The 21,945-nt window shown below is 54.3% G+C and carries 21 protein-coding genes; 3 read left to right on the top strand and 18 right to left on the bottom strand.

The window, feature by feature from the left end:
* Nucleotides 1-5: 5 nt before the first annotated feature.
* A complete protein-coding gene (locus LPT13_RS10775) occupies nt 6-1,322 on the bottom strand; it encodes a nucleotide sugar dehydrogenase (protein WP_277927062.1) in 1,317 nt (438 codons plus the stop codon).
* A 442-nt stretch (nt 1,323-1,764) separates the two neighbouring features.
* On the opposite strand from LPT13_RS10775, the gene LPT13_RS10770 reads away from it, so the two are divergent.
* The 3 genes from LPT13_RS10770 to LPT13_RS10760 all read left to right on the top strand — a co-directional run bounded on the left by LPT13_RS10770 (nt 1,765) and on the right by LPT13_RS10760 (nt 3,662).
* Nucleotides 1,765-2,724, top strand: coding sequence for a linear amide C-N hydrolase (locus LPT13_RS10770; RefSeq protein WP_242166374.1), 960 nt, complete (start codon nt 1,765-1,767; stop codon nt 2,722-2,724).
* A 172-nt stretch (nt 2,725-2,896) separates the two neighbouring features.
* Complete coding sequence (locus LPT13_RS10765; protein WP_242166373.1) at nt 2,897-3,265, top strand: hypothetical protein; 369 nt, start codon at nt 2,897-2,899, stop codon at nt 3,263-3,265.
* On the top strand, nt 3,255-3,662 hold the full coding sequence (locus tag LPT13_RS10760; RefSeq protein WP_242166372.1) for a hypothetical protein: 408 nt from the start codon (nt 3,255-3,257) through the stop codon (nt 3,660-3,662). The genes LPT13_RS10765 and LPT13_RS10760 overlap by 11 nt, the downstream gene beginning before the upstream one ends.
* Here the strand turns inward: LPT13_RS10760 and LPT13_RS10755 are convergent.
* From LPT13_RS10755 to LPT13_RS10685, 17 genes are all read right to left on the bottom strand, one after another.
* Complete coding sequence (locus tag LPT13_RS10755; RefSeq protein WP_242166370.1) at nt 3,659-4,927, bottom strand: nucleotide sugar dehydrogenase; 1,269 nt, start codon at nt 4,925-4,927, stop codon at nt 3,659-3,661. The two genes, LPT13_RS10760 and LPT13_RS10755, sit on opposite strands and share 4 nt — an antisense overlap.
* Nucleotides 4,928-5,553: 626 nt before the next feature.
* A complete protein-coding gene (locus LPT13_RS10750; protein WP_242166368.1) occupies nt 5,554-6,642 on the bottom strand; it encodes a DegT/DnrJ/EryC1/StrS family aminotransferase in 1,089 nt (362 codons plus the stop codon).
* Nucleotides 6,636-7,724: a DegT/DnrJ/EryC1/StrS family aminotransferase gene (locus LPT13_RS10745; protein WP_242166367.1), complete on the bottom strand. Its 1,089-nt coding sequence runs from the start codon at nt 7,722-7,724 to the stop codon at nt 6,636-6,638. Before LPT13_RS10745 ends, LPT13_RS10750 begins: the two co-directional genes overlap by 7 nt.
* A gap of 30 nt (nt 7,725-7,754) precedes the next feature.
* Nucleotides 7,755-8,822, bottom strand: a complete 1,068-nt coding sequence (locus LPT13_RS10740) for a polysaccharide biosynthesis protein (protein ID WP_242166364.1) — start codon at nt 8,820-8,822, stop codon at nt 7,755-7,757.
* Between the two features lie 280 nt (nt 8,823-9,102).
* Nucleotides 9,103-10,557, bottom strand: a complete 1,455-nt coding sequence (locus tag LPT13_RS10735) for a lipopolysaccharide biosynthesis protein (protein ID WP_242166363.1) — start codon at nt 10,555-10,557, stop codon at nt 9,103-9,105.
* A complete protein-coding gene (locus LPT13_RS10730) occupies nt 10,544-11,818 on the bottom strand; it encodes a glycosyltransferase (RefSeq protein ID WP_242166360.1) in 1,275 nt (424 codons plus the stop codon). The genes LPT13_RS10735 and LPT13_RS10730 overlap by 14 nt, the downstream gene beginning before the upstream one ends.
* Nucleotides 11,815-12,690 carry an ATP-grasp fold amidoligase family protein gene (locus LPT13_RS10725; RefSeq protein ID WP_242166358.1) on the bottom strand — a complete coding sequence of 292 codons (876 nt, stop codon included), beginning with the start codon at nt 12,688-12,690 and terminating at the stop codon, nt 11,815-11,817. Before LPT13_RS10725 ends, LPT13_RS10730 begins: the two co-directional genes overlap by 4 nt.
* Before the next feature lie 93 nt (nt 12,691-12,783).
* Complete coding sequence (locus LPT13_RS10720) at nt 12,784-13,863, bottom strand: glycosyltransferase family 2 protein (protein WP_242166356.1); 1,080 nt, start codon at nt 13,861-13,863, stop codon at nt 12,784-12,786.
* A gap of 7 nt (nt 13,864-13,870) precedes the next feature.
* Nucleotides 13,871-14,974, bottom strand: coding sequence for an EpsG family protein (locus tag LPT13_RS10715; protein ID WP_242166353.1), 1,104 nt, complete (start codon nt 14,972-14,974; stop codon nt 13,871-13,873).
* A 32-nt stretch (nt 14,975-15,006) separates the two neighbouring features.
* Nucleotides 15,007-15,798: a glycosyltransferase family 2 protein gene (locus LPT13_RS10710; RefSeq protein WP_242166351.1), complete on the bottom strand. Its 792-nt coding sequence runs from the start codon at nt 15,796-15,798 to the stop codon at nt 15,007-15,009.
* Between the two features lie 64 nt (nt 15,799-15,862).
* Nucleotides 15,863-16,939: an ATP-grasp fold amidoligase family protein gene (locus LPT13_RS10705; protein WP_242166350.1), complete on the bottom strand. Its 1,077-nt coding sequence runs from the start codon at nt 16,937-16,939 to the stop codon at nt 15,863-15,865.
* A gap of 39 nt (nt 16,940-16,978) precedes the next feature.
* Entirely contained in the window at nt 16,979-17,614 is a 636-nt protein-coding gene (locus tag LPT13_RS11945) for a glycosyltransferase family 2 protein (RefSeq protein WP_430622582.1), read from the bottom strand.
* A gap of 103 nt (nt 17,615-17,717) precedes the next feature.
* Complete coding sequence (locus LPT13_RS11940; RefSeq protein WP_430622581.1) at nt 17,718-18,257, bottom strand: ATP-grasp fold amidoligase family protein; 540 nt, start codon at nt 18,255-18,257, stop codon at nt 17,718-17,720.
* A 7-nt stretch (nt 18,258-18,264) separates the two neighbouring features.
* Nucleotides 18,265-19,200 (bottom strand): glycosyltransferase family 2 protein, encoded by a 936-nt coding sequence (locus LPT13_RS10700; RefSeq protein ID WP_242166348.1) that lies wholly within the window; start codon nt 19,198-19,200, stop codon nt 18,265-18,267.
* Nucleotides 19,201-19,203: 3 nt separating this feature from the next.
* Entirely contained in the window at nt 19,204-19,884 is a 681-nt protein-coding gene (locus LPT13_RS10695) for a sugar transferase (protein ID WP_242166347.1), read from the bottom strand.
* 184 nt (nt 19,885-20,068) lie between these two features.
* On the bottom strand, nt 20,069-20,581 hold the full coding sequence (loaP, locus tag LPT13_RS10690; protein WP_242166345.1) for an antiterminator LoaP: 513 nt from the start codon (nt 20,579-20,581) through the stop codon (nt 20,069-20,071).
* A gap of 328 nt (nt 20,582-20,909) precedes the next feature.
* Entirely contained in the window at nt 20,910-21,458 is a 549-nt protein-coding gene (locus LPT13_RS10685) for an antitermination protein NusG (RefSeq protein WP_242166343.1), read from the bottom strand.
* Between the last annotated feature and the right edge of the window lie 487 nt (nt 21,459-21,945).

The raw sequence follows: 21,945 nt of genomic DNA, 5'->3' as shown, positions 1-21,945 counted from the left end.
GGGCGCTAGAGCGCGATCACGTTATCGCGGCAGGCGACATCGCGTAAGGCGTTCTGCGTGTCGAAGACCGCCTTCGCGTGAGCTCGCACGAAGTCGTAGTCGATTCCGCCATGGCCGCAGGTCACCATGACCAGGTCGGCGTCCTCCAGCGCATCCGCCGAAAGCGCCGGAAGCGAGCGTTTCTCCACGCCGCCGCAAACGCAGGACGCAACGTGCGAATCGAAGTAGGAGACCGAGACGCCGCGCCCCTCCAGGCATTCGATGACGCGCAGCGCGGGGCTTTCCCGGCAATCTCCGATATCCGGCTTGTAGGCAACGCCCAGAACGAGCACCTGCGCCCCCGCCGGCGGCACGCCCCGACCCTGCAGCAGCCGCACCGCGCGGTCGGCGCAATACGACGGCATCCGGTCGTTGACGCGGCAGGACTCCTCGATCAGCGAGGCCGAGAAGCCGCACTCGCGCGCCCTCCAAGCGAGATACGCGGGATCGACCGCGATGCAATGGCCGCCTACCCCGGGGCCGGGATAGAAGGGGGCGAAGCCGTAGGGCTTGGTCTTGGCCGCCTCGATGACCTCCCACACATCGATGCCCAGGCGCTCGCAGAGCATGGCCATCTCGTTCACAAGCCCGATGTTCACGCTCCGGTACACGTTCTCCAGCAGCTTCTCCGTCTCGGCGACGGCGGGGCCGGAAACCCGCACCACGCCGCCGTCCAGCACGGCATCGTATACCGCCGAGATGCAGTCGAGGGCCTCCTGTCCGATGGCGCCGACCACCTTTGGCGTGTTGGCCACGCCGAAGGCGGCATTTCCCGGATCGATGCGCTCGGGGCTGCAGCCCAGCAGGAACTGGGTTCCGCACGCAAGGCCGGAGCCCCTCTCGATAAGGGGAGCCACCAGCTCCTCGGTCGCGCCCGGGTACACCGTCGACTCCAGCGACACCATCGCGCCCTCCCTCAAGAAGGGGGCGACGGAGCGCGCCGCGCTCGCAACACAGGACAGGTCGGGCTTGCGGAGCCCGTCGAGCGGAGTGGGAACGCACAGCGCGACGAAGTCGCAATCGGCGACGGGAGAGAAGTCACCGGCGAAGCGCAGGAGCCCCTGCCGGGCAAGCTGCAGAAGATCGTCTCCTGACACATCCTCGATGTGGCTCTTGCCCGCGGCAAGCTGCTCGGCCTTCCCCTGATCGACGTCAATGCCGACCGTGACGAACCCAGCGCGGGCGATCTGCACCGCCAAGGGGAGGCCCACATACCCCATGCCCACCACTGCGCATCTGAGCTCGCGGGACGCTATGCGGGTTTTAACAGAATCGACAAGCATGGCTTTTCCCGGTACGCCGTCGGGCTAGGCCCGGCTTTTCAGCAGCTGACCAGGTACCCGCCCCCCGACGCTCGCGCCGAGCGTCGGGGGGGGGGCACGCGACCAGGACGTCGATTCCCCCCGATGCGCCCGCCCCGCGTCTTTGCTTACGACTTTTCAACAGCAGCTCGGCACGACGGCAGGCACGGTCTTCCGCGACATATTCTGTATGCGCGCGCATAAGGTCAACATCCTCCTTCGGTCTGGCGAAAACCATCCTCGAAAGAGGTACCTTAGCATTATGCCCACCTGTTAATCCTACGATTTCGCGTTTAATACCGTCATACGTTCGTTTTTGCATGTTTTTTTAGTAGCTATGTAGAATATATATTGACACAGCATACAAACGCCATCTATTCGGCATCGCCATAGAGCGCGAATCCACCGGAAAGGAGCTCTTCCCATGTGCACAAGCGTCAGATTCACCGATGATAAGGGCCGCATGTTCTTCGGCCGCAACCTCGACTGGTGCACGCCGTTCGGCGAGCGCGTGCTGGCAACGCCCGCGACGTTCGACCGCCCCTTCGCCTTCGTCGACGGCCCCGCGAGCCCGCACGCCCTCATCGGCATGGGAATCGTGAGCAAGGAGGGGCTGCCCCTGTTCTTCGACTGCGCCAACGAGGCCGGCCTGGCCATAGCAGGGCTGAACTTCCCCGGGTACGCTGCCTACGAGGACGCGCCCGTGGAAGGCAAGACCAGCATCGCCTCCTACGAGATGCCCCGATGGGTGGCGGCAAGCTTCTCCACCGTCGACGAGGCCGAGGCCGCCCTGCGTGACGTTGCCGTCGTGGGCGCGCCCATCGACGGCCTGGGCGTTTCGATGCTCCATTGGATCATCGCCGACGACACGCGCAGCATCGTCGTCGAGTACACGAAGCGCGGGATGGAGATCTTCCATGACGACCTGGACGTCATGGCCAACCAGCCCGGCTTCGACTACCACCGCGAAAACGTGCGCAACTACCTGGCCGACACCCCCGTCATGCCCGCAGACGCGAAGTGGCGCGAGCAGACGCTCTCCCCCTTCGGATCGGGCCTGGGGATGCCGGGGCTGCCGGGCGAGTACTCGTCCCCCGCGCGCTTCGTGCGAGCCGCGTACTTCAACGCGCACTACCCCGTGCAGTCGGGCGAGTCAGCCAACGTGAGCCGCCTGTTCCACACGCTCGCCGCCTGCGGCATGATAGAGGGAGCCGCCGCGATGGCCGACGGCGCCTACGAGGTCACCCTCTACACCGGGGGCTTCTCGGCCGCCACGAAGACGTACTACTACTCGACCTACGAAGATCCCGCCATCAAGGGCGTGACGATGGAGGAGGCCCTCGCCGCCGGCGACGGCGAGCACGTGGTCGAGGTGGCGCTGTAAGCGCCGGGAAGGTGCGCCGAAGCCTGGCCCCCGACTTCGGCGCCCAAGCTTCAACGAACATCGCCATGCATTGCTTGCCAACTAATATGCAATCTAATTCACATAATAACGTGAATTAGATTGCATCATGATACAATACGGCCATTAGCAGGCCGGCCAGAGGAGGCGAGACATGTCACCCGCCCCTACCGAAGAAAAGGTGGCCAAGTTCCGCGAGATGATCAATGCCACCGAGCGAGTGGGCGTCTCGGAGTTCGCCCGCTCCAAGTCTTGGCGCGAAAGGCTCCCCGAGGCAGGGTGCTTCGAGGTCGTCGATCGCAACAGCGTGGTCGGCTACATGCTCGCGCCCGATTATGCGCTAGCCCTCAGCGATCGGATAGCCGAGCTGGAATCGCAAGCCGAGGAAGCGCAGATCGCCACGATGTTCAAAGTACGAGAAGGGCGGAACGACCTGAAGGGTGGCGCCGACCTCAAGGCCAGCGCCTTGGACTACTTCGACCAGCACGCAGCCGCCTTGGGCAAGATCATCGATGGCGATTAGCAAGCGACTCATCCGCCAGGCAATCGAGTCGCTTTCGGAAATCGACGGCATTCTCATGGATCCCGCCAATCTCGTCGAGGATGCTTTTCTTCTGGCTTTCGCATTCCCCCACGACAACGATTACCTGGCCGCATGCGCAAGCACACGCCGCGCCCTCGAGCGCCTAGCAGCCAGGGAGGTTGACGCCAGCTCGCTGAAATACGAATTCGAAGGCTGGGAATCCTACCACTATCAGCACCGTGTGGGACAAGGCGTCAAGGCAACTTGCAGAATCATGTACCGCCGGACGCCCTCTGGCATAGAAGTCAAGGGCTTCGGGCACCGCCGAATTCCGGCAGACTTCTACGAGCGGATGGCAGCTGCTACGAGAAGAGCGCGGCAGCGCCCTGCGCGCTAATCCCGCCGGAAGAGGTCGCGGGTGTAGACCCTGTCGGCTACGTCGGCCAGCTCGTCGTCCCAGCGGTTGGCGATGATGAGGTCGCTGCGCGACTTGAACTCGCCCAGGTCGCGGATGACCTCGGCGCCGAAGAAGTCGGGGGCGTCGAGCGTGGGCTCGTAGACCACCACCGGCACCCCGCGGGCGCGCACCCGGCGCATGATGCCCTGGATGGAGCTCGCGCGGAAGTTGTCCGAGCCGCTCTTCATGGTGAGGCGATGGACGCCCACCACCGGCGCCTCGACGCCGGAGTACACGAGCGCCATCACGCGGTCGACCACCTGGTCGGCCACGAAGTCCTTGCGCGTGCGGTTGGCCTCGACGATGGCGCGGATGAGGCTCTGGGGCACGCGGTCGAAGTTGGCCAGCAGCTGCTTGGTGTCCTTGGGCAGACAATAGCCGCCATAGCCGAAGGAGGGGTTGTTGTAGTGCGACCCGATGCGCGGCTCCAGGCACACGCCGCGGATGACCTCCGCGGCGTCGAGCCCGCGCGTGGCCGCGTAGGTATCCAGCTCGTTGAAGAACGACACCCGCAGCGCCAGATAGGTGTTGGCGAAGAGCTTCACGGCCTCGGCCTCGGTGGAGCCCATGATGAGGACGGGGATCCCGCGAGTGCCGTCGGCGTTCTCGCGGTCGCGCTCGACGGCATCGGCGCCTTCGACGAGAAGCTCCGCGAAGTCACGCGCGGACTCCTCAAGCTCACCGGCGAACGCCGAGGAGCGCGGCACGCCCACGATGACGCGGGAAGGATGCAGGTTGTCGTAGAGGGCGCGCCCCTCGCGCAGGAACTCGGGGCTGAACAGGAAGCGCCCCTGGGGATAGCGCGCCGAGAGCTCCTCGGCGTAGCCCACTGGCACCGTCGACTTGATGACCATGACGGCCGTCGGGTTGGCCTCGAGCACCAGCTCGACCACCTGCTCGACGTAGCGCGTGTCGAAGAAGTTGCGGTCGGGGTCGTAGTTGGTCGGCGTGGCAATCACCACCATCTCGGCATCCCGATAGGCCGCCGCGCCGTCAAGCGTGGCCGCGAGCGAGAGCGGCCGCTCCCCCGCAGCGGCCTGGGCAAGCCAGGCCTCTATCTCCGTATCGACGATAGGGCTCTCCCACCGAGAGAGCGCCTCCACCTTGGAAGGCACCACATCCACCGCCACGACCTCGTTACGCTGCGCCAGGAGCACAGCCAGCGAAAGCCCAACATACCCAGTACCCGCTACTGCGATTTTCATGAATACCGCCCTCCTATTTGATTGTCAAAGTTCTGCGAAACAACCTTAAATTTGATCTCAAAACACTCTGTCGATCGAAACCCTTGCCGATTCGGGCGACAACGACAACGTCATCACGTTTGCCCCAATAGGATTTCCCCCAAAGAAAACATCTTCTCCTTGCGATTTATCCCAAAGTAGCCAATTCCCATTATTCTGATAAAACCCAACTAGATCATCACGGCATATAAGCATTCCGGCATGCCCAGAATCTCTTATAAGCTGGGAAACGAGCGTCGACAATGTTGCCCCCCACCCATGGCCTTTTTTCTTGCTGGCTACGCAAACGCAGCCTAACCCAAGGATGTCGCTCGTGCATCCATTGATATCCAGAACTACCTCTGACAAGGTGCAGTACCCCGTCAAGTCATCGCCTGCCCACAAAAGACAGTGCCAATCATGTACGCCCATATTTTTCTTGAGCCACTCTCGCTGGGACTCCTCTCCATATGGCCAAGACTCGTTCTTCAGATCGATAATCTTCCGAAGAAGACGGTCATCTGCATCTTGGTGCTGAAGCATCTCTAAAACGACGCCCTTTAACCTAACCATAAAGCCTCCGATTCAGCATTTCCGCAATTGCTCACCTAGCTACAAGAAAAGCCGTGGATTTCATCTCGCTCGACCCACCAGCCACAAGGCAATGCCACAAAACGAGAGGCGAACTCATCGACTCCAGGAAGGCTACACTCCCTGCCCCCAAAAATAGAGTATTGGCTTAGATCGGCGTGCACCCCTGAGGCCCAAAAGCCCCGCGATCGACTCTCCTCAATGAACGCCTTTTTCTGCTCGGCCAAAACCCCGAATACCCACCAGCTCGGGGCGGCATCTGCAGATCCAACTGGTTGAACATTCTCAGAAACAAGCACGCTCTTCCAGGCATCAGCGTTTTCCTTCTGTTTGTTCAGGAGTTCTTCCACATACTCCATCTGCGATAGTCCAATAAAAGCATTAAGCTCACTCATCTTTGCCGAAATGCCCGGCAGCAGAACATCGCACGACCCGTCTATCTCACCCATGCTGTCCCTAAACCTCGAGCGATCAACCCCGCAATCGCGAAGAAGCCTCGCCCGCTCAAATAACTCTTCGTCGTCAACAACAACCGCACCGCCATCAACTGTGTTTGGAATTCTTACGGGCCCAAAGGAAAAGACCGTCGCGTCCGCTCCAGACGCCCCGATGGAACGATCCCTGTACTGTGCCCCAAAGGCTTCGATGCCGTCATCTATCACCTTCACGCCATAGGAATGAGCGACTTCATTTATCTCGTCTATACGTCCTGGATATCCGCAAAAATGATTATGAATCACAGCCTTTGTTTCTGGCCCCATGCACCTCTCCACACTCGCAGGATCAAGAGTGCCCGTGAGCGGATCTACGTCTGCCCAAACCACACTTACTCCAGCTGCGCGCACAGGGAGCAACGAGGCAAGGCACCCCATAGGCGAAGCAATAACTTTATCGCCAGCTCCTACGCCAATTGTCGCCAACGCTACATATATCGCAGAATTAAATGAATTGACCGCTACCACTCTTTCGCTTCCAACCCACCTGGAAAGTGAGTCCTCAAAGCGACGCATTTTGCTGCCGCCACTTAAGTTGCCCGACTTCACAACGTCAAGAAAGTCTTGGCCCAACTCGGGCATATGGGGCTTTAGCAACGGTATCGTCACCATCCAGCCCTTACCGCCTCAACGATCTTCTCTCGCTCTTCATCACCAACCCACCACCCGCAAGGAATGTGAACATAATTCGAATACCACTCATCCAAACCGGGTAGGTCGCATCTTGAATTGGAAAAGACGCTATGGGTGTCGCTCCTATGATGGAGAGGAGACGACTCAATTCCACGTGCCCGCATTGCCCGAATAAAGTCATCACGACGATCAACCTTCATCGTATAAAGCCAATACGAGGGCTTCGTATCGGCGTAATACGGAACCGTGGTCACCCCCGAAATGCCCAAAAGCCGCTCGTCGTAGTACCTTCCGTTAAGAATGCACGATCCTACATTGCCTTCCACATGATCTATCTGAACAAGACCCATCGCAGCCGTCACATTATTCATTGCGTATTTGTAGCCGATGCGCTTTATGTCATTGCCAAGTCGGCTTACCCCTTTATCAAGACCAAACCAACGTAGCCGTTTCGCCTCAGAAACAAGAGAGGGATCCTTGACAGCTATCCCCCCTCCATCAACCGTCGTCATTTGCTTGATGGCCTGAAACGAAAAGCATGTAAAAGCCGAGTTAGATCCAATAGGCTTTCCCTCAAACTGAGCCAGCAAGGCATGTGCATCGTCCTCGATTACGGGTATATTAGATGCCTGAGAAATAGCATTTATGGCCCGCATATCGCAGACCATTCCCGCATAATGAACGACAACGATTGCCTTCGTCCGTTCCGTTATCTTGCTCCTAATGGAGTTAGGCGAGATGAGCCCCGTCTTAGGATCGACATCCGCCCAGACGATCTTGGCACCCGTCTGCGCAATAACCGTATTGGTGGGCTCAGCGGTCATCGGAGTACTAATAACCTCGTCTCCAGGCTCTATTCCCGCCAAGCATAATGCTATGTGAAGAGCCGCCGACCCCGAATTAAGCGCTATGAAATTCTCATTTTCAATAAGAGTGCCGAAGTTCTGCTCGAATAAGGAAACCGTATCACCAGTCGCAATGTAGCCACTATATAACTCTCGCTCAAGTGCCGGCATGAGCTCTTTTCTCTCGGGAATAAATGTTTTAACGAGGGGGATCATCCTCCGCACCTTCCTTTCAAAAGGAGATCGCTACGCCTGGGAAAACTCGTCCTCAGCAAGCTTCCCCTCAAGCGCAAGCCTGACATAGGACGAGGTCATTATCTTCTCCACGGTTCTATCGACATCGAGGCGATCCGTGTTGTGACTCGTGTACGATTCGTCAGCCATAGTGCGAACCTCACCAGTTTCTATACGTCGATCGTAATTGAGGTCGCGGGTATCGCTCCTCACACGGAAATACCTTCCCATGTCTTCCGAGCGCAACCGCTCCTCGCAAGTCATCAGCGTTTCAAAGAGCTTTTCGCCATGGCGGGGGCCTATGATTTTCACATCCGTCTGACCGAATATCTTCTGCACTGCCTCGGCAAGCACCCTAATAGTCGAAGCCGGCGATTTTTGAATGAACAGATCGCCAGGCTCAGCATTTAGGAATGCGAATTCCACCAGATCAACCGCTTCATCTAGGTTCATAAGAAATCTTGTCATCGCTGGGTCTGTGATCGTAAGAGGCATTCCTTTGCGAATTTGCTCGATGAACAGAGGAATGATAGATCCTCTGCTGCACATTACGTTGCCATATCGAGTACAGCAAATCGTGGTGCGCCCAGCGCCATTTCTGGCATTGGCGTAGATAATGCTCTCCATCATCGCCTTGCTCTTTCCCATAGCATTTATCGGATAAGCCGCCTTATCCGTGGAAAGGCACACCACGCGCTCAACGCCCTCATCAATGGCTGCATGCAGAACATTGTCTGTCCCAATTACATTGGTGCGAACAGCCTCCATTGGAAAGAACTCGCAACTAGGCACCTGTTTGAGCGCCGCTGCGTGAAACACATAGTCAACACCATGCATCGAATCTCTTACGCTTCTCTGGTCCCTAACATCTCCGATGAAATACCGCACTTTTTCTGCGCATTCCGGATGCATCAACTGCAGACGATGTCGCATATCATCCTGCTTCTTTTCATCACGAGAAAAAATTCGTATCTCCCCTACATCGGATTCAAGAAAGTGCCTAAGCACCGTATTTCCAAAACTGCCGGTTCCCCCGGTAATCATGAGCGTTTTCCCTGCAAAATGACTGGAGTCCTTCATCTCAGCTCCTTCCTCTTTCGTTTTCAAAGTTCACAACTAGCCTGGATACAGCAAACAGATCCACACCCAAATCCGGAGGCCTTGCACGGGTCCCGTCATCTCTGTCAGAGAATAGAGAGGCCTCAAAAAAATCCGCCATGCCAGATCTCAGCACAAACATCCGACAAACACCAATCGCTTTAAAAGGGCCGCCAGACCATTTCGAAGTGAAGCCATTCGTCTGCTTTCGGCATTTCGCGACTTACGCCCAGCCGTTAATCGGAAAGACAAATGAGGGCTTCTATCTAATCTTGCGCCCAACGATCTCCAATGCGACATCCTTCAGATAGAAAAAGTTCTCACTTTTTATAAGCCATGAGAGCAACGAATAGATCCCGGCTCCGATTAGTATCTGCAGGGGAATTCTCATAGCCAAATTCCCAACCAGCATCGCCGCGCCCCGAATGCCACAGATCATCAGAAGGCTAACTGGGAGAGACTCGATCATGTCTTTTACCTGATCCCCATACGAATAGCCTAAATGTTTCTTTAGAAGTGGCATATTAATCAACGAGGAAATCACCTGGCTTGCCAGCAACGAGAAAGCAAGGGCCATCGGGTCGCCCATAAAATAGACAAAGCCCGCTATTATGATCAATCCAGCCAACTTTTTTAAAATTTCTAGTTTTAGAAATATCCCCGTCTTCCCTAAAGCCTTGAAGGCCTGAATCGCGCAAGTCTGAACCGGCTGAAAAGCCCAGACAAAACACATGACGTAAAGATATGGAACCACCCCAACCCACTGCTCGGTATAAAGCACGACGACAATCTCATAGCCCATTGCCCCCAACGCGCCTAGCAAGGGGTATACCGTGTAGTTCATCAGTCGAACTGACTTTCTGAGCATCAGTCGCACGCAATCAACGCTTTCATTTCTCTCGGAAAATACGGGGAACAAAACCTTAGATACTGCAGTCGTAACGCTCCCCAGCAACATTTGCGGCAAATTGTAGGCACGCGTATAGAAGGCGACCTCCGTTTTCTGAAATAGCTTTCCAATAATCAAGCTGTTAAGGCTTGAGTACAGCGAGTTAAGGAAATCGACGCCCATAAGCTTCCAGCAGTACAGAAACATCTCTTTCGCAATGCCCAGATCCATCCTGAGCTCAACGCGGAAGTTGATCGCACGACACAAAACTATCGTAGAAACAGCCGTCTGAATGGAGACGCTCAGCAATAGAGCCCAGACGCCCAAACCAAAAACAGCGAGCGAAATCGAAACAAGCGCCGAGGCAATTACGCCCACAAGAGTTGCTTTGTAGTTTTCCCTGAAAAGCATTTTTTTTGAGATATATGCAAAAGGAATGGATTGGATCCCCTGCAATATCAGCTGGATGGCTGTTATGCGCACATAGACCGTTATCTCCTCAGCCGAATAGTAATCCGCGAGAAGGGGAGCTGAGATAAATAATACAGAATATAGAACCAATGTCAGAATAAGCGTCGCCCAAAATGCCGTTGAGTAACAGCGAACATCATCCATCTTTGAATAAATTAAGGCGCTAGAGAAGCCAGATGGAAGAACAACCGCAAGAATATTAACGATGACGGTCACTACGGTTGCAATTCCATAGACTTCGGGAACGATTAGTCGCGCCAGAATTACCGACACAACAAAAAGAACAACCTGAGAGCAGAGGCGCTCGACAACCGACCACCCTACATTGGAGACGATTGATCTACTATCTTTCCCCATTATCAGAGACCCTCAGATCCAATGCGCTAATTATACGAGGGATACAATCCATGATGCGCTCATGGACAATATTCGCAGCTTCGGCGGCGGAGCAGACGCCCGAGGCAACGTATCGATCATCGCCCTTTCGCTCTCGAATAGCGGATCGCACCCGATAAAACGGCTTTGCTATCGAGGAATTGTTCTTCAACACGTCTTTTATAAAGCGAATTCTGCGCCGTTTTCTCATTGACAGCACGAGCTTGCGTACTTTCCTGCCATCGCATTGGCAAGAAGACAAGCATGCTTTTATGGCATCGCTGTATCTTGGGTTCTCAGCTAGACCATACGCCGCAATGTGCTCCACTGAAAAATGCTTTTTAAGATCAGCCCTTCCCATATCGACTAAAGCATGCATCGCAGAGTCCGCCCAAATATTGGCCCCACAATAGTATCTGGGAACTAATTCATCCCACTCGTATTCTTGTCCTACAAAATGAGGGGCATCCTCCAACCTGCCAACATTTGTCTTATTAAGCGAATCTCCTGTTGTACTTTGCCTGCATGCGCCAAAAATAGTCAAGGGAACGTCAATGCAGATGAGATTATCAAGCAAGAGCGCGAGCGAGACGCTTAAGTAGATATCCGGCGACAAACCCCCGCAATATCGCCCGGTACGCTTAAATATCTCATCGAATAAACGTCGACGGACAAGTCCGTGATAAGCTTTGGGTATTTTCGCACTGGGCAAGTCAAGGCAGCCTGATCGCAGAAAGCTGATTAGCTCATCTTCGACATTTACTACAGATACCGATGTAGAGAACCGATTCAAACTTAAGCGGCTAGACATATACCCATTTGCTGCGCTAGGCCATACATATGAGGCCTGAGCGCCAAACTTTACCGCATCAACCCCATTCCCTAACGCCCATTCAGCTATCATCAATAAGTCGGGGAGAATTGCATCGTCGTCGCCGACGCAGCAAACATACTCCCCTTCGCTCAATTCTATTGCTTTTGCATAGTTGTCAACACCAGGGATGCGCTCGGCTATATACAGGTATTTTACATTCCTCTTGCCGGCTACCTTCTCCACTTCATCCCTCAAGCTGTCATTATCGCTATTATCCGTAACGACGATTTGGATGGCATCGTTTGAATTTGGGAAATTCGCTATCTGCTCAATTAGACCTAGCGCATATTTCTGACGATTCCTTGTGGGAACAACAACGGAAAGCAAGTATCTACCGCTCATCTCGCCTTTGTGCATAGCCTTACTCATCTGGCATTCCCGATCGTCAGCCTATTGTCAAACATCCCAGTTTTCGCATCGTCAATCCTCCACAGAGCTCCGATGCGTTCATCATACACAGATGGCTCAACTCTAAAAAAACCGCTACCACTCGTAAAAGTCATCTCTCCGAAATACACCCGGCCGCTCACACAATAGAGATCTACTCGAACATGCGAAAAACCTGTCGACAGCTTTCTAGCTATTTCCAGCATCAACTCCAATTCTTTCGGTTTTTCGGGAAGCGTCTCCGGCTCTTTCGTTGAAGCATCTCTCCAGTCAGCTTTAGTCCAGTCGGTATTCAGAGTGAGCTCCGTATGATTTGTGCTTCGGTCATCAGTTACCCATATGTACTCGGGCTTTCCATTAAAGCAAAGGAACTTATAGTCAGTAGGGTCGGATCCACGCTCCCCGATCAACAATTTCTCGGCAATAATTTTCGGCGGAATACTCATGTACTGAGCCTCGAAGGTCTCCCATCCAAAATCCATCTCCAGCCAAGCATCAAGCTGGCTCCTCGCCAACTGAGCATCAATTTCTCCTTTGTCGCGTACAATGATGTTTGTTCCGCAAGCATTGTTTGTCTTGAGTACGAAGGACGAGGGTAGTGCATCGAAATCTATCTCATTGGCATGATCCCAACACCCATACAGAGGAATGAGATACTCTTCCCCTATCCTTCCCTCCACCCACGATCGAACTGCATATTTATCCGATAGCGTAGTCTTCTCTTCGTCCAGGTCAAACAGCTTGGTCCACTGTATTTTCTCAGTAAACGTCTCTGGCTCATCGAGGTTGAGGTGCCTGCCAGTCATCTCAAGGTATCTTCTCTGCAAATCATCGACAATTTCCGATGTACTCATTTTTTTATGTCTATTAATAATCTCCTGCTTCTTTCGCAAACGATGCCTAAATTCGATTGACTTAATGATGTTCGAAGAACCAAAAATAACCATTTATTTTCCCCGCTTCCAAGAGAAACCCAATAAGCCCGCAAAGACCAATTTGATTGCGAGAAGCACTTTTTGAAACGATCCTGAATCCCTGTGATCGCCATGAGACAAGCAGGCATACCGCAGACTCGAGCAGTCTGCATTTTTTACTGCAAAATACTTCACCAAATCAGATCGTCTCTTAAATTTTTTCTTGGGATAGTCATCAAGCGCCTGGTAAGAAAAGCTTTCTTTGAACATTACCCATACCAGACGCGACATATCCTCATCATTGATCGATGCGTAGAATGAGTAGAAGAATGCGTTAAGCGCTAGCGAGTTAAAAGCCTGAAACGCCTCATCATCAGTCTCGATCATCTGGCTGCAGCGAGCCCATACCTCCTCTAGGGCCTTTATGGCGCACTCTGGATGCTTCCCCCTCTTGTCCTGAAGGCTTTCGCCGAGATACATGCGGTAATCGATTAAGCATTTGCGAAGAACGTAGATCTTTTCTGCATATATGGCAGCTGATACGGAAAAACACACATCGTTGTTAACCGGGAGGCTCTGAAAAAGGATATTGTTGTCTGCCAGAAAGCTTCGTCGGAAGCATTTGTTCCAAGGAACGGTTCTGACCACATCGAATAGCTCTGCACCGAATTTGCTGCGGGAATAAAGACCTTGCGGGAAAGCGTCATAAGAAATATATGGGCTGCGCACTCCGTTCCGGCAGTCAATTGCCGCAGCCTCGAAAATGCACATGTCCGCGCCCGATGAAGACATAACGGAAACAACAGACTCGAACAATTCTCTATGATACACGTCATCGCCGTCCAGAAACATCACATAATCGCCTGTTGCGCAAGCCAGCCCTCTATTTCTGGCAATAGCGGATCCTTGATTATCCTGTTCGATTACAGAAACAGAATCACATGAATGGAATGCATTTCGAAAAGCAGAGGCAGTTCCATCCGAACTTCCGTCGTCTACGACAATAATCTCACATCGGCTATACGTCTGAGACATCACCATCTCTGCGAGCGAGTTCGCATATCGTGCTGAGTCATGCACTGGAATAATTACCGACAGAAGCTTAGTGTCCATCGTGCTGCTACGCTTCGCTTCCGAATAGAATGAGAGGAGACGCCATTGAATATGGCATGATTCCGTGACCATTTGATGCGAGAGACGCATATAGCGCATAGGCGCAAATAACAAATATCCCCGCAAAAATGAATTCACGAGATCTTCCCGGGGCGTTTTTGTAGAGAATAGCAAAGAATGCTATCTGATAAACCGAGAAATAGAGAGCCGCTCGATCAAGATACGGAGATATCACGTTTAGCGGCTCTAAGCATATTCCAAATATGGCAATCGCGGCAATGAACCTTGAAATCGTATCAGGAAGCAAACTTCTCCGATAGCCTCCGCCCCGTGACAACGAAAACGCAAGAAAAATGAACAGTAGTTTGATCAGGGCCATTAAGCCGGTTCGGCCCGTCTCCTCCTCGATCAAGTATTTCAAATAAGAGGAAAGAGCCCCTGAATTGAGCAAAAAGAACCCTGCAACCACAATAAGTAACGGCATTGAGAGGGAAAAGAGAAGGGCCAGAGTTCGGGCGTTACCTTTAAGCTCCTTAAGCTGAAAGGGAATCAAGGCTAGTAGTGCCAATGCGATAATTGAGGTCTTATGAATCAGCATGCAGGCAAAAACAATTACGCAGTATTTCGCATATTCTCGGCGAAAAAAGTAACGGGAGGCCCAGAAGAGTACTGCCAGAACGATAAACTGGCGAAACGTATTCATGGTATATGGCAAGTATAGTGAGCAGAGCACGAACACCCCCAATGGGAAGCTGAGCTTGTCACGGAGCTCCCATAACCGCATAACAAAGCAGGAGTAAGTGATTGCTGCCGCAATAATCAGAACGTAGCTATACGTGGCGCCCAAAGACGAGACGAATCTCATCAGCCATAGAAAACCAGGCTCAACGCCAAACACAAGCGGCGAATTAAAATGATTGTAAAAATGTCCCGTGTCAATTCCGACGTCTATTGACCTGAGCCCCACAAATACGGCCAGAATCAAAATAATGATAGCTGGATAGCTGCGACTTTCGTGGCCCTCGCCCAAATAAGCTACAAGACAGCAGGCTGCAACGACGACAACATACACGAGCGTCGATTCAGGATATAGCAGAATACTGTTTGACACGCTTTTCTTTCTTTTCCACGAAAACCGGAATGCTAGTTAGATTTCAGAAATTCTTTTGCCCCTCGAAGCATGGCCGACATCGCCCCAGATAAGCGAATTTCTTTCTGAACATCTCTTGTTTTCAGAGCGTGCCTCAATGAGATCGCAGGGTGAAGCATACCGCCAACAGCCGCATGCAGCGCCCCTCGATCATAGTAATACTTCTCTGTATATCCTTTAAACCAGCTAGACTTCGAAAAGTCCACAGTGCCGATGCAGTCAGTGCATGTATAAATGCGCAATCCTGATTTTAGGCAATCATGGAAAAAAACCACGTCTTCACCGCAAGAGTAGCGTGACCCTCCCCCAAAAAGCGTTGAAAATGAGATCGTTTTCTTCTCAAGAGCCGACCTCCGTGCAGCGCACCGAGCAATGCCGTATCTCATATAACTCAAGCCAGTCACTCTCTTGTTCTCGGCAATATCGAGCTTCGCTCTCTCGCCATTGCCGGTTTGTCGCAAATTAAACAAAAGGAGGTCAGCATCAGGATTTTTCTCGAAGGCGCCCAAAATAACTTCCTCTAGATTATCTACATAACAACAGTCATCATCACAAAAAAGAACGATGTCTCCCTGTGCGCGATTCAAGGCCGTATTTCGGCTCAGCCCAACCCCTCGTTCACCACAATCGAGCCAGATATACCCTATTCCGGCAATTTCGCCCTTTGTCGCGCCATACTTATCGCATTGGTTCACAACAAGCGCTTCGTTGCGAACGTTCATACGAGCGAAGAGGCTGGAGGGACTATTCTCCATAGTTGATATAAGCAGCTGAAGTTTTAACATCTTCTCGTCCTTTTGTTGGGCATCGCCAGACAAATCAGCGTCCAACGCCGACAACAAGCACTCATCATCGTCCCAAATACCCACTCGGCTTTGCAGATGTCACCTTTGCCTCCTGTCGAGGATAGCGAGAAATCTGCGGATGACCTTCAGCCGTCGTCTGCGCTCCCTCGATATATTGCGGACGACCTTCTCTTTTTACTAGCTCATAAGGATCTTCTGCCGAGTCAATCGTCCACATGCTACCGAGCAGCTCGTCGTATTCAATGGGGTCGATGCGCTCGAATCCACTCCCATTGGTGAAAGTCATCTCCCCAAAATATGGGCGGCCATTTATTTCGTATAGATCAACTCTAACGTGAGGAAAACCACTCGACAAAATCTTCGCCAATTCGATCATCTCGTCAAAGCTCTGAGGCTTTTCAACATCAACCTTTTCCGGATAATCGCACTGGTTCCATGATTGAAGTTCCCAGCGCAAGTTATATACAGCCCTCGCATGATTGGTGTTCCTGTTAACATCCACCCAAATATACGCAGGCTCTCCATCAAAACAGAGAAACTTATAGTCTCTTAGATCAGATTCACCCTCTGCGGGTTTCATCAGTTCCTCGGCTATAATCCTTGGGGCAATATCCTTGTATTGCAATTCGAAACTGTAATAAGCGTAATCCATGAAAAGCCAGTCATTCAGCACCCTTTTTGTTTTACGCCAGTCCATCTCTCTCTTGTCACGAACGAGTATATTCGTACCTGATGCATTGTTAGTTTTAAGAACAAATGCCTGCGGCAACTCATCAATGTTGATTTCGTCAACGCTTTCCCAAACCCCAAGCAGCGGGATCAAATACTCAGAACCTATCTTGCGTTCAACCCAATCACGCACAGCATATTTATCGCTTAGAAGGGTGCTCTGATCCGAGCAACCGTACAACTTTACCCATTGAATCTTCTCTGTATACCTTTTCGGGTCAGACAAATCTAACGGTAGCCCAATTCTCTTTCTGTACATCTTCCCTAATTCGGAGACAATCGCTGAGACACTCATTTCACGATGTTTCTCTATCTCCCTTTTTTGGTACACCCTCTTAAGCTTCGAATACAAATTCGGAAAATCCGTCCTCAGTAAATGTTTGATGCGCATGTGGCTTATTTCACCATCTCAGTTCGAATAGGTTCTCTTCTAAACTACCAAAACGGCATACCTAACAAAGCATTTGCAGCTAAACAGAAAAGGAAGCCTCTCTACCTTGCGATAAAGAAACCAAACTCCCTTGGCAGCTTTGCACTTTTCGCTTGACAGAGATCCGGAAACTCGACGATACGAGCAAAGGACATCACTCATTCTATAGCAAATATGATCATTTTCTAAAACCTGAAGCCAAGTCGCCGCATCTTGTCGTCTTCTTAAATTAGGCATGACAAGGCAAGACCTGCCCGTCTTTTCTGTATCCACCATGATTCCGACTGTCTGCAAAAGATTATTTAACAGGAATCCCCTGTAATCGGTTCTCTCGAGCATCTTAACTGTCTTGTCAAGATCCATTCCACTCCCATCAATGACCCTGCACGAAGCGCAAGAGAATGCGCTACTGTTTTCCACCATAAACATTACCTGCAGTTCTACCTTTGTCGGATCCCAGACATCATCAGAATCGAGGTATGTGATATACCGACCTGAGGCCATGTCCGATGAGCTGTTGCGAGCAACTGCGACACCGGAATTCTTTGAAAGGAGTCGATGTTTAATCCATCCATCTTTTTTTGAGTATTCTTCCAGAATGGCCACCGTATTGTCGCTGGAACAATCATCTGTGATGCATAGCTCCTAATTTCTGTAAGTCTGAGATAAGACTGAGTTAATGGCTGCTTCTAAATGCTTGGCAGAATTGCAGGTAGGCATGATAATCGACACCAGCGAATCAGCGACCATCAACCCGTCCCATCCAATTTAGACGCCATATAGATTCTGAAACAGTGAGGAGGAACCGCGAAACGCCGACAAACACATCAACAGGCGAAACGCACTCTGTTTTGAGCCAGCGTTTCGCCTTCCTCTCTAGATCCGAGTGTTTGATGTCAGTTTTGTCTCGACAGAGATAGTTCATTTCACATCCATGTGCGGCTTTAAGGACAAGTGAACGAGGAAGAGATTCTAGGTCTATCTGCCTCACGTCCGTCCAGGACCCTCCGCAAAGTGGAATGAGTATGCCCTCAAGCCTCTTCGAAGTAACATATTCTCTTACGACATACTTATCAGAGCATTGAGCAGCTAAAGTCTGATCTGTATTGAGCTCCAACCAGTTGACCAAATCTGCAAGCGTGGCAGGCGCCCGCAGATCCAACTTTCGACCAAAGCGAATACGTGCGTCAAACTTTTTTGCGAACTCAACTCCCGTCACCGAAGCAAGACCGTTAAGCGCTACACGGTAAATATTTTTAATGAGGCCAGATGAAGTCATACGATACTTAGAAACGATCTTTCTTGCCCGACCGAATGAATTTAAGCCCCTCGCTAAAAAAGGCGACGGGTGAGCAGGCAAGCGCCTTAAAGGCAAATAATGCGCCCTTGGCCAAAGCACCGCTCCGTATTGACGAAAAAGCAAGTACAGCATTGTGCCGAAACTCTATATACCTCACATCCTTTTCTGGCAACTGCGGATAATAAGTACGCACAGCATCATGACGGGCTTCCTCGCCAACAATCTTGTTTTCCCCCAACGACAACCGCTCCCCATCATGAAGTCGCTGGTGGACATGGACTCCAGGCATGTACCCTATCCTTGCACCCGCCTCAATACACCGCAGCATCAGCCACCAATCTTGCCCTGTAGCAACCTCCCCGAAACCATCCGTCCTCTCAAAGAGGGATCGTTTGAGCATATATATTGCTGTCGGGGATATAGGAATAAGCAGATGAGCGCGAAGCAATCCCTCTTTTGAGAAGTCTTGGCAGTGGTCTAGCCGACGAGACTCAACAAGGCGACCACGCTCGCTGTACCAAGCTATATCCTGCCAACTCATCTCATATCCGCCACTTTGCATAAAAGCAAGCTGAGTCTCGATCTTGTCAGGCAGGAAAACATCATCATCATCCAAAAAGGCCAGGTATTCCCCAAGAGCCTCCTTGCACGCTATATTTCGCGCACGCCCGCCCCCAACCTGGCCAGAAGTGTGAACAGCTCTAACGCGACTATCCATTTTGCGATAGACGGAGATAATGCTTTCTGTACCCACGTCATAATCGGAGCATAAGACATTATCGTTAACTACGATGATCTCGAGATTCTTATAACTTTGGGAGAGAATGGAGTCCAGTGCGTCCGGCAATCTATCTGGTCGCTTGAAGGTCGGTACAACCACACTGACCAACGGGTTGGCTTCAGAAGCAATAATCTCGCCCATCTCCTACTGCCCCCTCAGCATGGCCTTGAAGGTTCGCGCGAAGACGCGGGCGTCCAGGCCCGGGCTCGCGTGGCGCACGTAGAACAGCTCGAGGAGCTGGCGCTCGCCGTCGGCCCAGGTGGCGTCGTTGCGCGCGGTCACCTGCCACCAGCCGGTGATGCCCGGCTTGCAGGAGAGGAACTCGTCGCGCGCGTCGCCGAACTCCCGGGTCTCATCCTCCGTCACCGGGCGCGGGCCTATGACCGACAGGTCGCCGGCCAGGACGTTGAGGAACTGGGGCAGCTCGTCGAGGGAGGTGCGGCGCAGCAGGCGCCCCACCCGCGTCACGCGCGGGTCGTCGTCGAGCTTCTGCTCGCGCCTCCACTCCTCGAGCTGCTCGGGGGTCATGTAGCGCTCGGGCGCCTCGTGGGCGTCGGCGACCATGGTGCGCAGCTTGAGGATGCGGATGGGCCGCCCGCCCTGGCCGACGCGCTCCTGGCGGAAGATGGGGCTGCCCGGCGAGTCGAGGGCGATGGCCGCGCAGGCCAGCGCCACGGGCGCGGCGAGGACGACGCACACGGCGGCGGAGAAGGCCACGTCGAAGGCGCGCTTGGCGGCCAGGTAGGCCCGGCCTCCCTTGCGGGGCGCGGCCACCGTGGGGTCGGGCGGCGGCGCGACGAAGCGCCCGTCCACGATGACCGGCACAGCGGGGCATCCCTCATCCGCGTTAAATCCAGCCTTCCCCAACTCGGGCGTGCAAACAGGCGGGCGCGCAGAGCCGGTTTCCGACCTGGCATCGTCTTCGCGGTAGTCTATCTCGTTGTCGAGCAAGGCTTCTATGGTTCTTGTTCTTCGGGTGCCCCGGTGGGGCGGTCGTGCTTTAGGGGGATCAGCGTTGGCGGCGAACTACCTCCAGGCCCATGGGCACCTCGACGTCGCGGCCGAGGATGCGCAGTTCGAGCACGGCGGTTCGCTTGCGGCGGTTGATGCGCTTGACCTGGGCCTCCTTGCCCACCAGCGGCCCGCTCACAATGCGGACGATGCCGCCTTCCACCACCGCTCGCGACATGTCCACCACGCGGTGGCCGCGATGCGTGAAGGCGTCAATCCAGGCCACCTCCTCGTCGTCGAGCGGCAGGAACTCGCCGTCCACGTCGAGCAGGCGCGCGAAGTCGGGCAGCGCCAGCAGGTGCCCGTGCAGGCGCTTGGGCTGGCCGGTGTCCACGATGACGTAGCCCGGGAACAGGGGCTCCTCCACCGTCTTCCACCCGTCGGCCTCCTTGTAGGCCACCGTGCGACGCGGCACGAAGCACTCCTTCAGAAGGGCGCTGTCCACGCGCTCGCCGATGAGGCCGCAGGCCGCTTGCTCGCGACCGGTCGCCACCTGCACCACGTACCACATGGCGCCTCCCTTCTGCCACAGCCTCGCCATCGGGCCCGCGGGCCCGCGCTCAGCCACCGCGGCACGGCTTCGCCGCAGGCGGTCGCCCAGGGCGCCTCCTTCGGCTCCGCCATCGGGGCCCTCCGGCCCTCCGCGGCAATCGCTCTTCCCCTCCCGCGCTTGTACGACTGCCGAACGCGGCCTCGCTTTACGCAACGGGATATCAGTGCAGTTTCCTGCGGAGAGGTCGAGCGAACTCAAAGGGCGATTGCCTGGCGCGATCTTCGGGAATCCGGCGCGCCGCTCGCTCGGGCTCTCCGCAACAAGCTGCGAAGGCGGAGACGGCTCGTCAGCTCTTGGAGATCACCTCCAGCCCCACCTTGAGACCGTGGGCGCCGGCCGGCAGCGTCAGCGGCGTGCCGAAGCGCGTCGGATCCTCCCCCAGCAGCACCTCGGCGGCGCGGGACGGGTCGATCCAGGCCGCGCGATGATGGCGGTCGACGCGACGCACCAGATCCTCCAACCCGACGAGCGGGCCGGAATCCACCACCAGCTGGCCGTCGACGATGCGCCCGCGGGAGGAACGCACGATCCCCTCGCCATCGGCGAGGGCCCGCACGAGGGCCGCCTCCGCGTCGGAGAGCGCGGCCACGCAGCGGCCGGCGCTCAGCACCACGTCGGGCTGGGTCGAGCGACGCAGGGCGCGATCGACCGACTCCGGATCGTCGGAGGACAGGAACAGGTAACCGGGGAACAGGGGCTCCAGCGCGTAGCTCCACGCGCCGGCCTTCCTGCGCAGCATCTGACGACGCAGCGGGAAGCACGCCCGCACGGCAGGGCCGCCCAGGGCCGCCACGCGCCGCGCCGCCGCGTCCTCGCGGGACGGGACGACCTGCACGACGTAGCGCGCCAGGGGCGCGTCAGCGGCGATATTCGGCTTTCGATCGGGAAAAACAGATGAAACGGGTCGGGCGCACCGACGGGCGCGCGCCCTCGCGACGCGGGCATCGGCCGAACGCGCCGCGGCAGGGTCTACGCGGAGGCTGCCGGGGTTACCTTGAAGCGGCTGCCCCCCCCCCGCGAGTCTCTGCGGTATATGTCAGCGTCGACTGGCTCACGCGCGGCCCACCCTCGTTTCTTCGTCGAATCACATCCCGCCTGCTCAGATGCATGCGGCAGTTCAGTCGAATATAGTATCACAGCCCTTGGAACGCAACCAAAGACGTTCACCACTGACGGATTATCCGTACAACTCCACACAATCCCGTGCTGGTTTCGATGGCAAGCGGCGAACGCTCCTTAGCGCAAGGCGATTCGGGAAATGATTCGGGAAATGATTCGGGAAATGATTCGGGAAATGCCCTATACTCACCTGAAACCATCCT

Origin of the sequence: Adlercreutzia faecimuris, from assembly GCF_022669055.1 — a bacterium.
GTDB classification, from domain to species: Bacteria; Actinomycetota; Coriobacteriia; order Coriobacteriales; family Eggerthellaceae; genus Enterorhabdus; species Enterorhabdus faecimuris.
Note: the sequence above shows the minus strand (reverse complement) of the source record. Positions and strands in the feature narration are given on the sequence as shown.

What these genes read in the sequence shown, in the direction of transcription:
- LPT13_RS10775 (WP_277927062.1), bottom strand. Translation starts at nt 1,322, where the DNA reads ATGCTTGTCGATTCTGTTAAAACCCGCATAGCGTCCCGCGAGCTCAGA.
- LPT13_RS10770 (WP_242166374.1), top strand. Translation starts at nt 1,765, where the DNA reads ATGTGCACAAGCGTCAGATTCACCGATGATAAGGGCCGCATGTTCTTC.
- LPT13_RS10765 (WP_242166373.1), top strand. Translation starts at nt 2,897, where the DNA reads ATGTCACCCGCCCCTACCGAAGAAAAGGTGGCCAAGTTCCGCGAGATG.
- LPT13_RS10760 (WP_242166372.1), top strand. Translation starts at nt 3,255, where the DNA reads ATGGCGATTAGCAAGCGACTCATCCGCCAGGCAATCGAGTCGCTTTCG.
- LPT13_RS10755 (WP_242166370.1), bottom strand. Translation starts at nt 4,927, where the DNA reads ATGAAAATCGCAGTAGCGGGTACTGGGTATGTTGGGCTTTCGCTGGCT.
- LPT13_RS10750 (WP_242166368.1), bottom strand. Translation starts at nt 6,642, where the DNA reads ATGGTGACGATACCGTTGCTAAAGCCCCATATGCCCGAGTTGGGCCAA.
- LPT13_RS10745 (WP_242166367.1), bottom strand. Translation starts at nt 7,724, where the DNA reads ATGATCCCCCTCGTTAAAACATTTATTCCCGAGAGAAAAGAGCTCATG.
- LPT13_RS10740 (WP_242166364.1), bottom strand. Translation starts at nt 8,822, where the DNA reads ATGAAGGACTCCAGTCATTTTGCAGGGAAAACGCTCATGATTACCGGG.
- LPT13_RS10735 (WP_242166363.1), bottom strand. Translation starts at nt 10,557, where the DNA reads ATGGGGAAAGATAGTAGATCAATCGTCTCCAATGTAGGGTGGTCGGTT.
- LPT13_RS10730 (WP_242166360.1), bottom strand. Translation starts at nt 11,818, where the DNA reads ATGAGTAAGGCTATGCACAAAGGCGAGATGAGCGGTAGATACTTGCTT.
- LPT13_RS10725 (WP_242166358.1), bottom strand. Translation starts at nt 12,690, where the DNA reads ATGAGTACATCGGAAATTGTCGATGATTTGCAGAGAAGATACCTTGAG.
- LPT13_RS10720 (WP_242166356.1), bottom strand. Translation starts at nt 13,863, where the DNA reads ATGGACACTAAGCTTCTGTCGGTAATTATTCCAGTGCATGACTCAGCA.
- LPT13_RS10710 (WP_242166351.1), bottom strand. Translation starts at nt 15,798, where the DNA reads ATGTTAAAACTTCAGCTGCTTATATCAACTATGGAGAATAGTCCCTCC.
- LPT13_RS10705 (WP_242166350.1), bottom strand. Translation starts at nt 16,939, where the DNA reads ATGCGCATCAAACATTTACTGAGGACGGATTTTCCGAATTTGTATTCG.
- LPT13_RS11940 (WP_430622581.1), bottom strand. Translation starts at nt 18,257, where the DNA reads ATGACTTCATCTGGCCTCATTAAAAATATTTACCGTGTAGCGCTTAAC.
- LPT13_RS10700 (WP_242166348.1), bottom strand. Translation starts at nt 19,200, where the DNA reads ATGGGCGAGATTATTGCTTCTGAAGCCAACCCGTTGGTCAGTGTGGTT.
- loaP (WP_242166345.1), bottom strand. Translation starts at nt 20,581, where the DNA reads ATGTGGTACGTGGTGCAGGTGGCGACCGGTCGCGAGCAAGCGGCCTGC.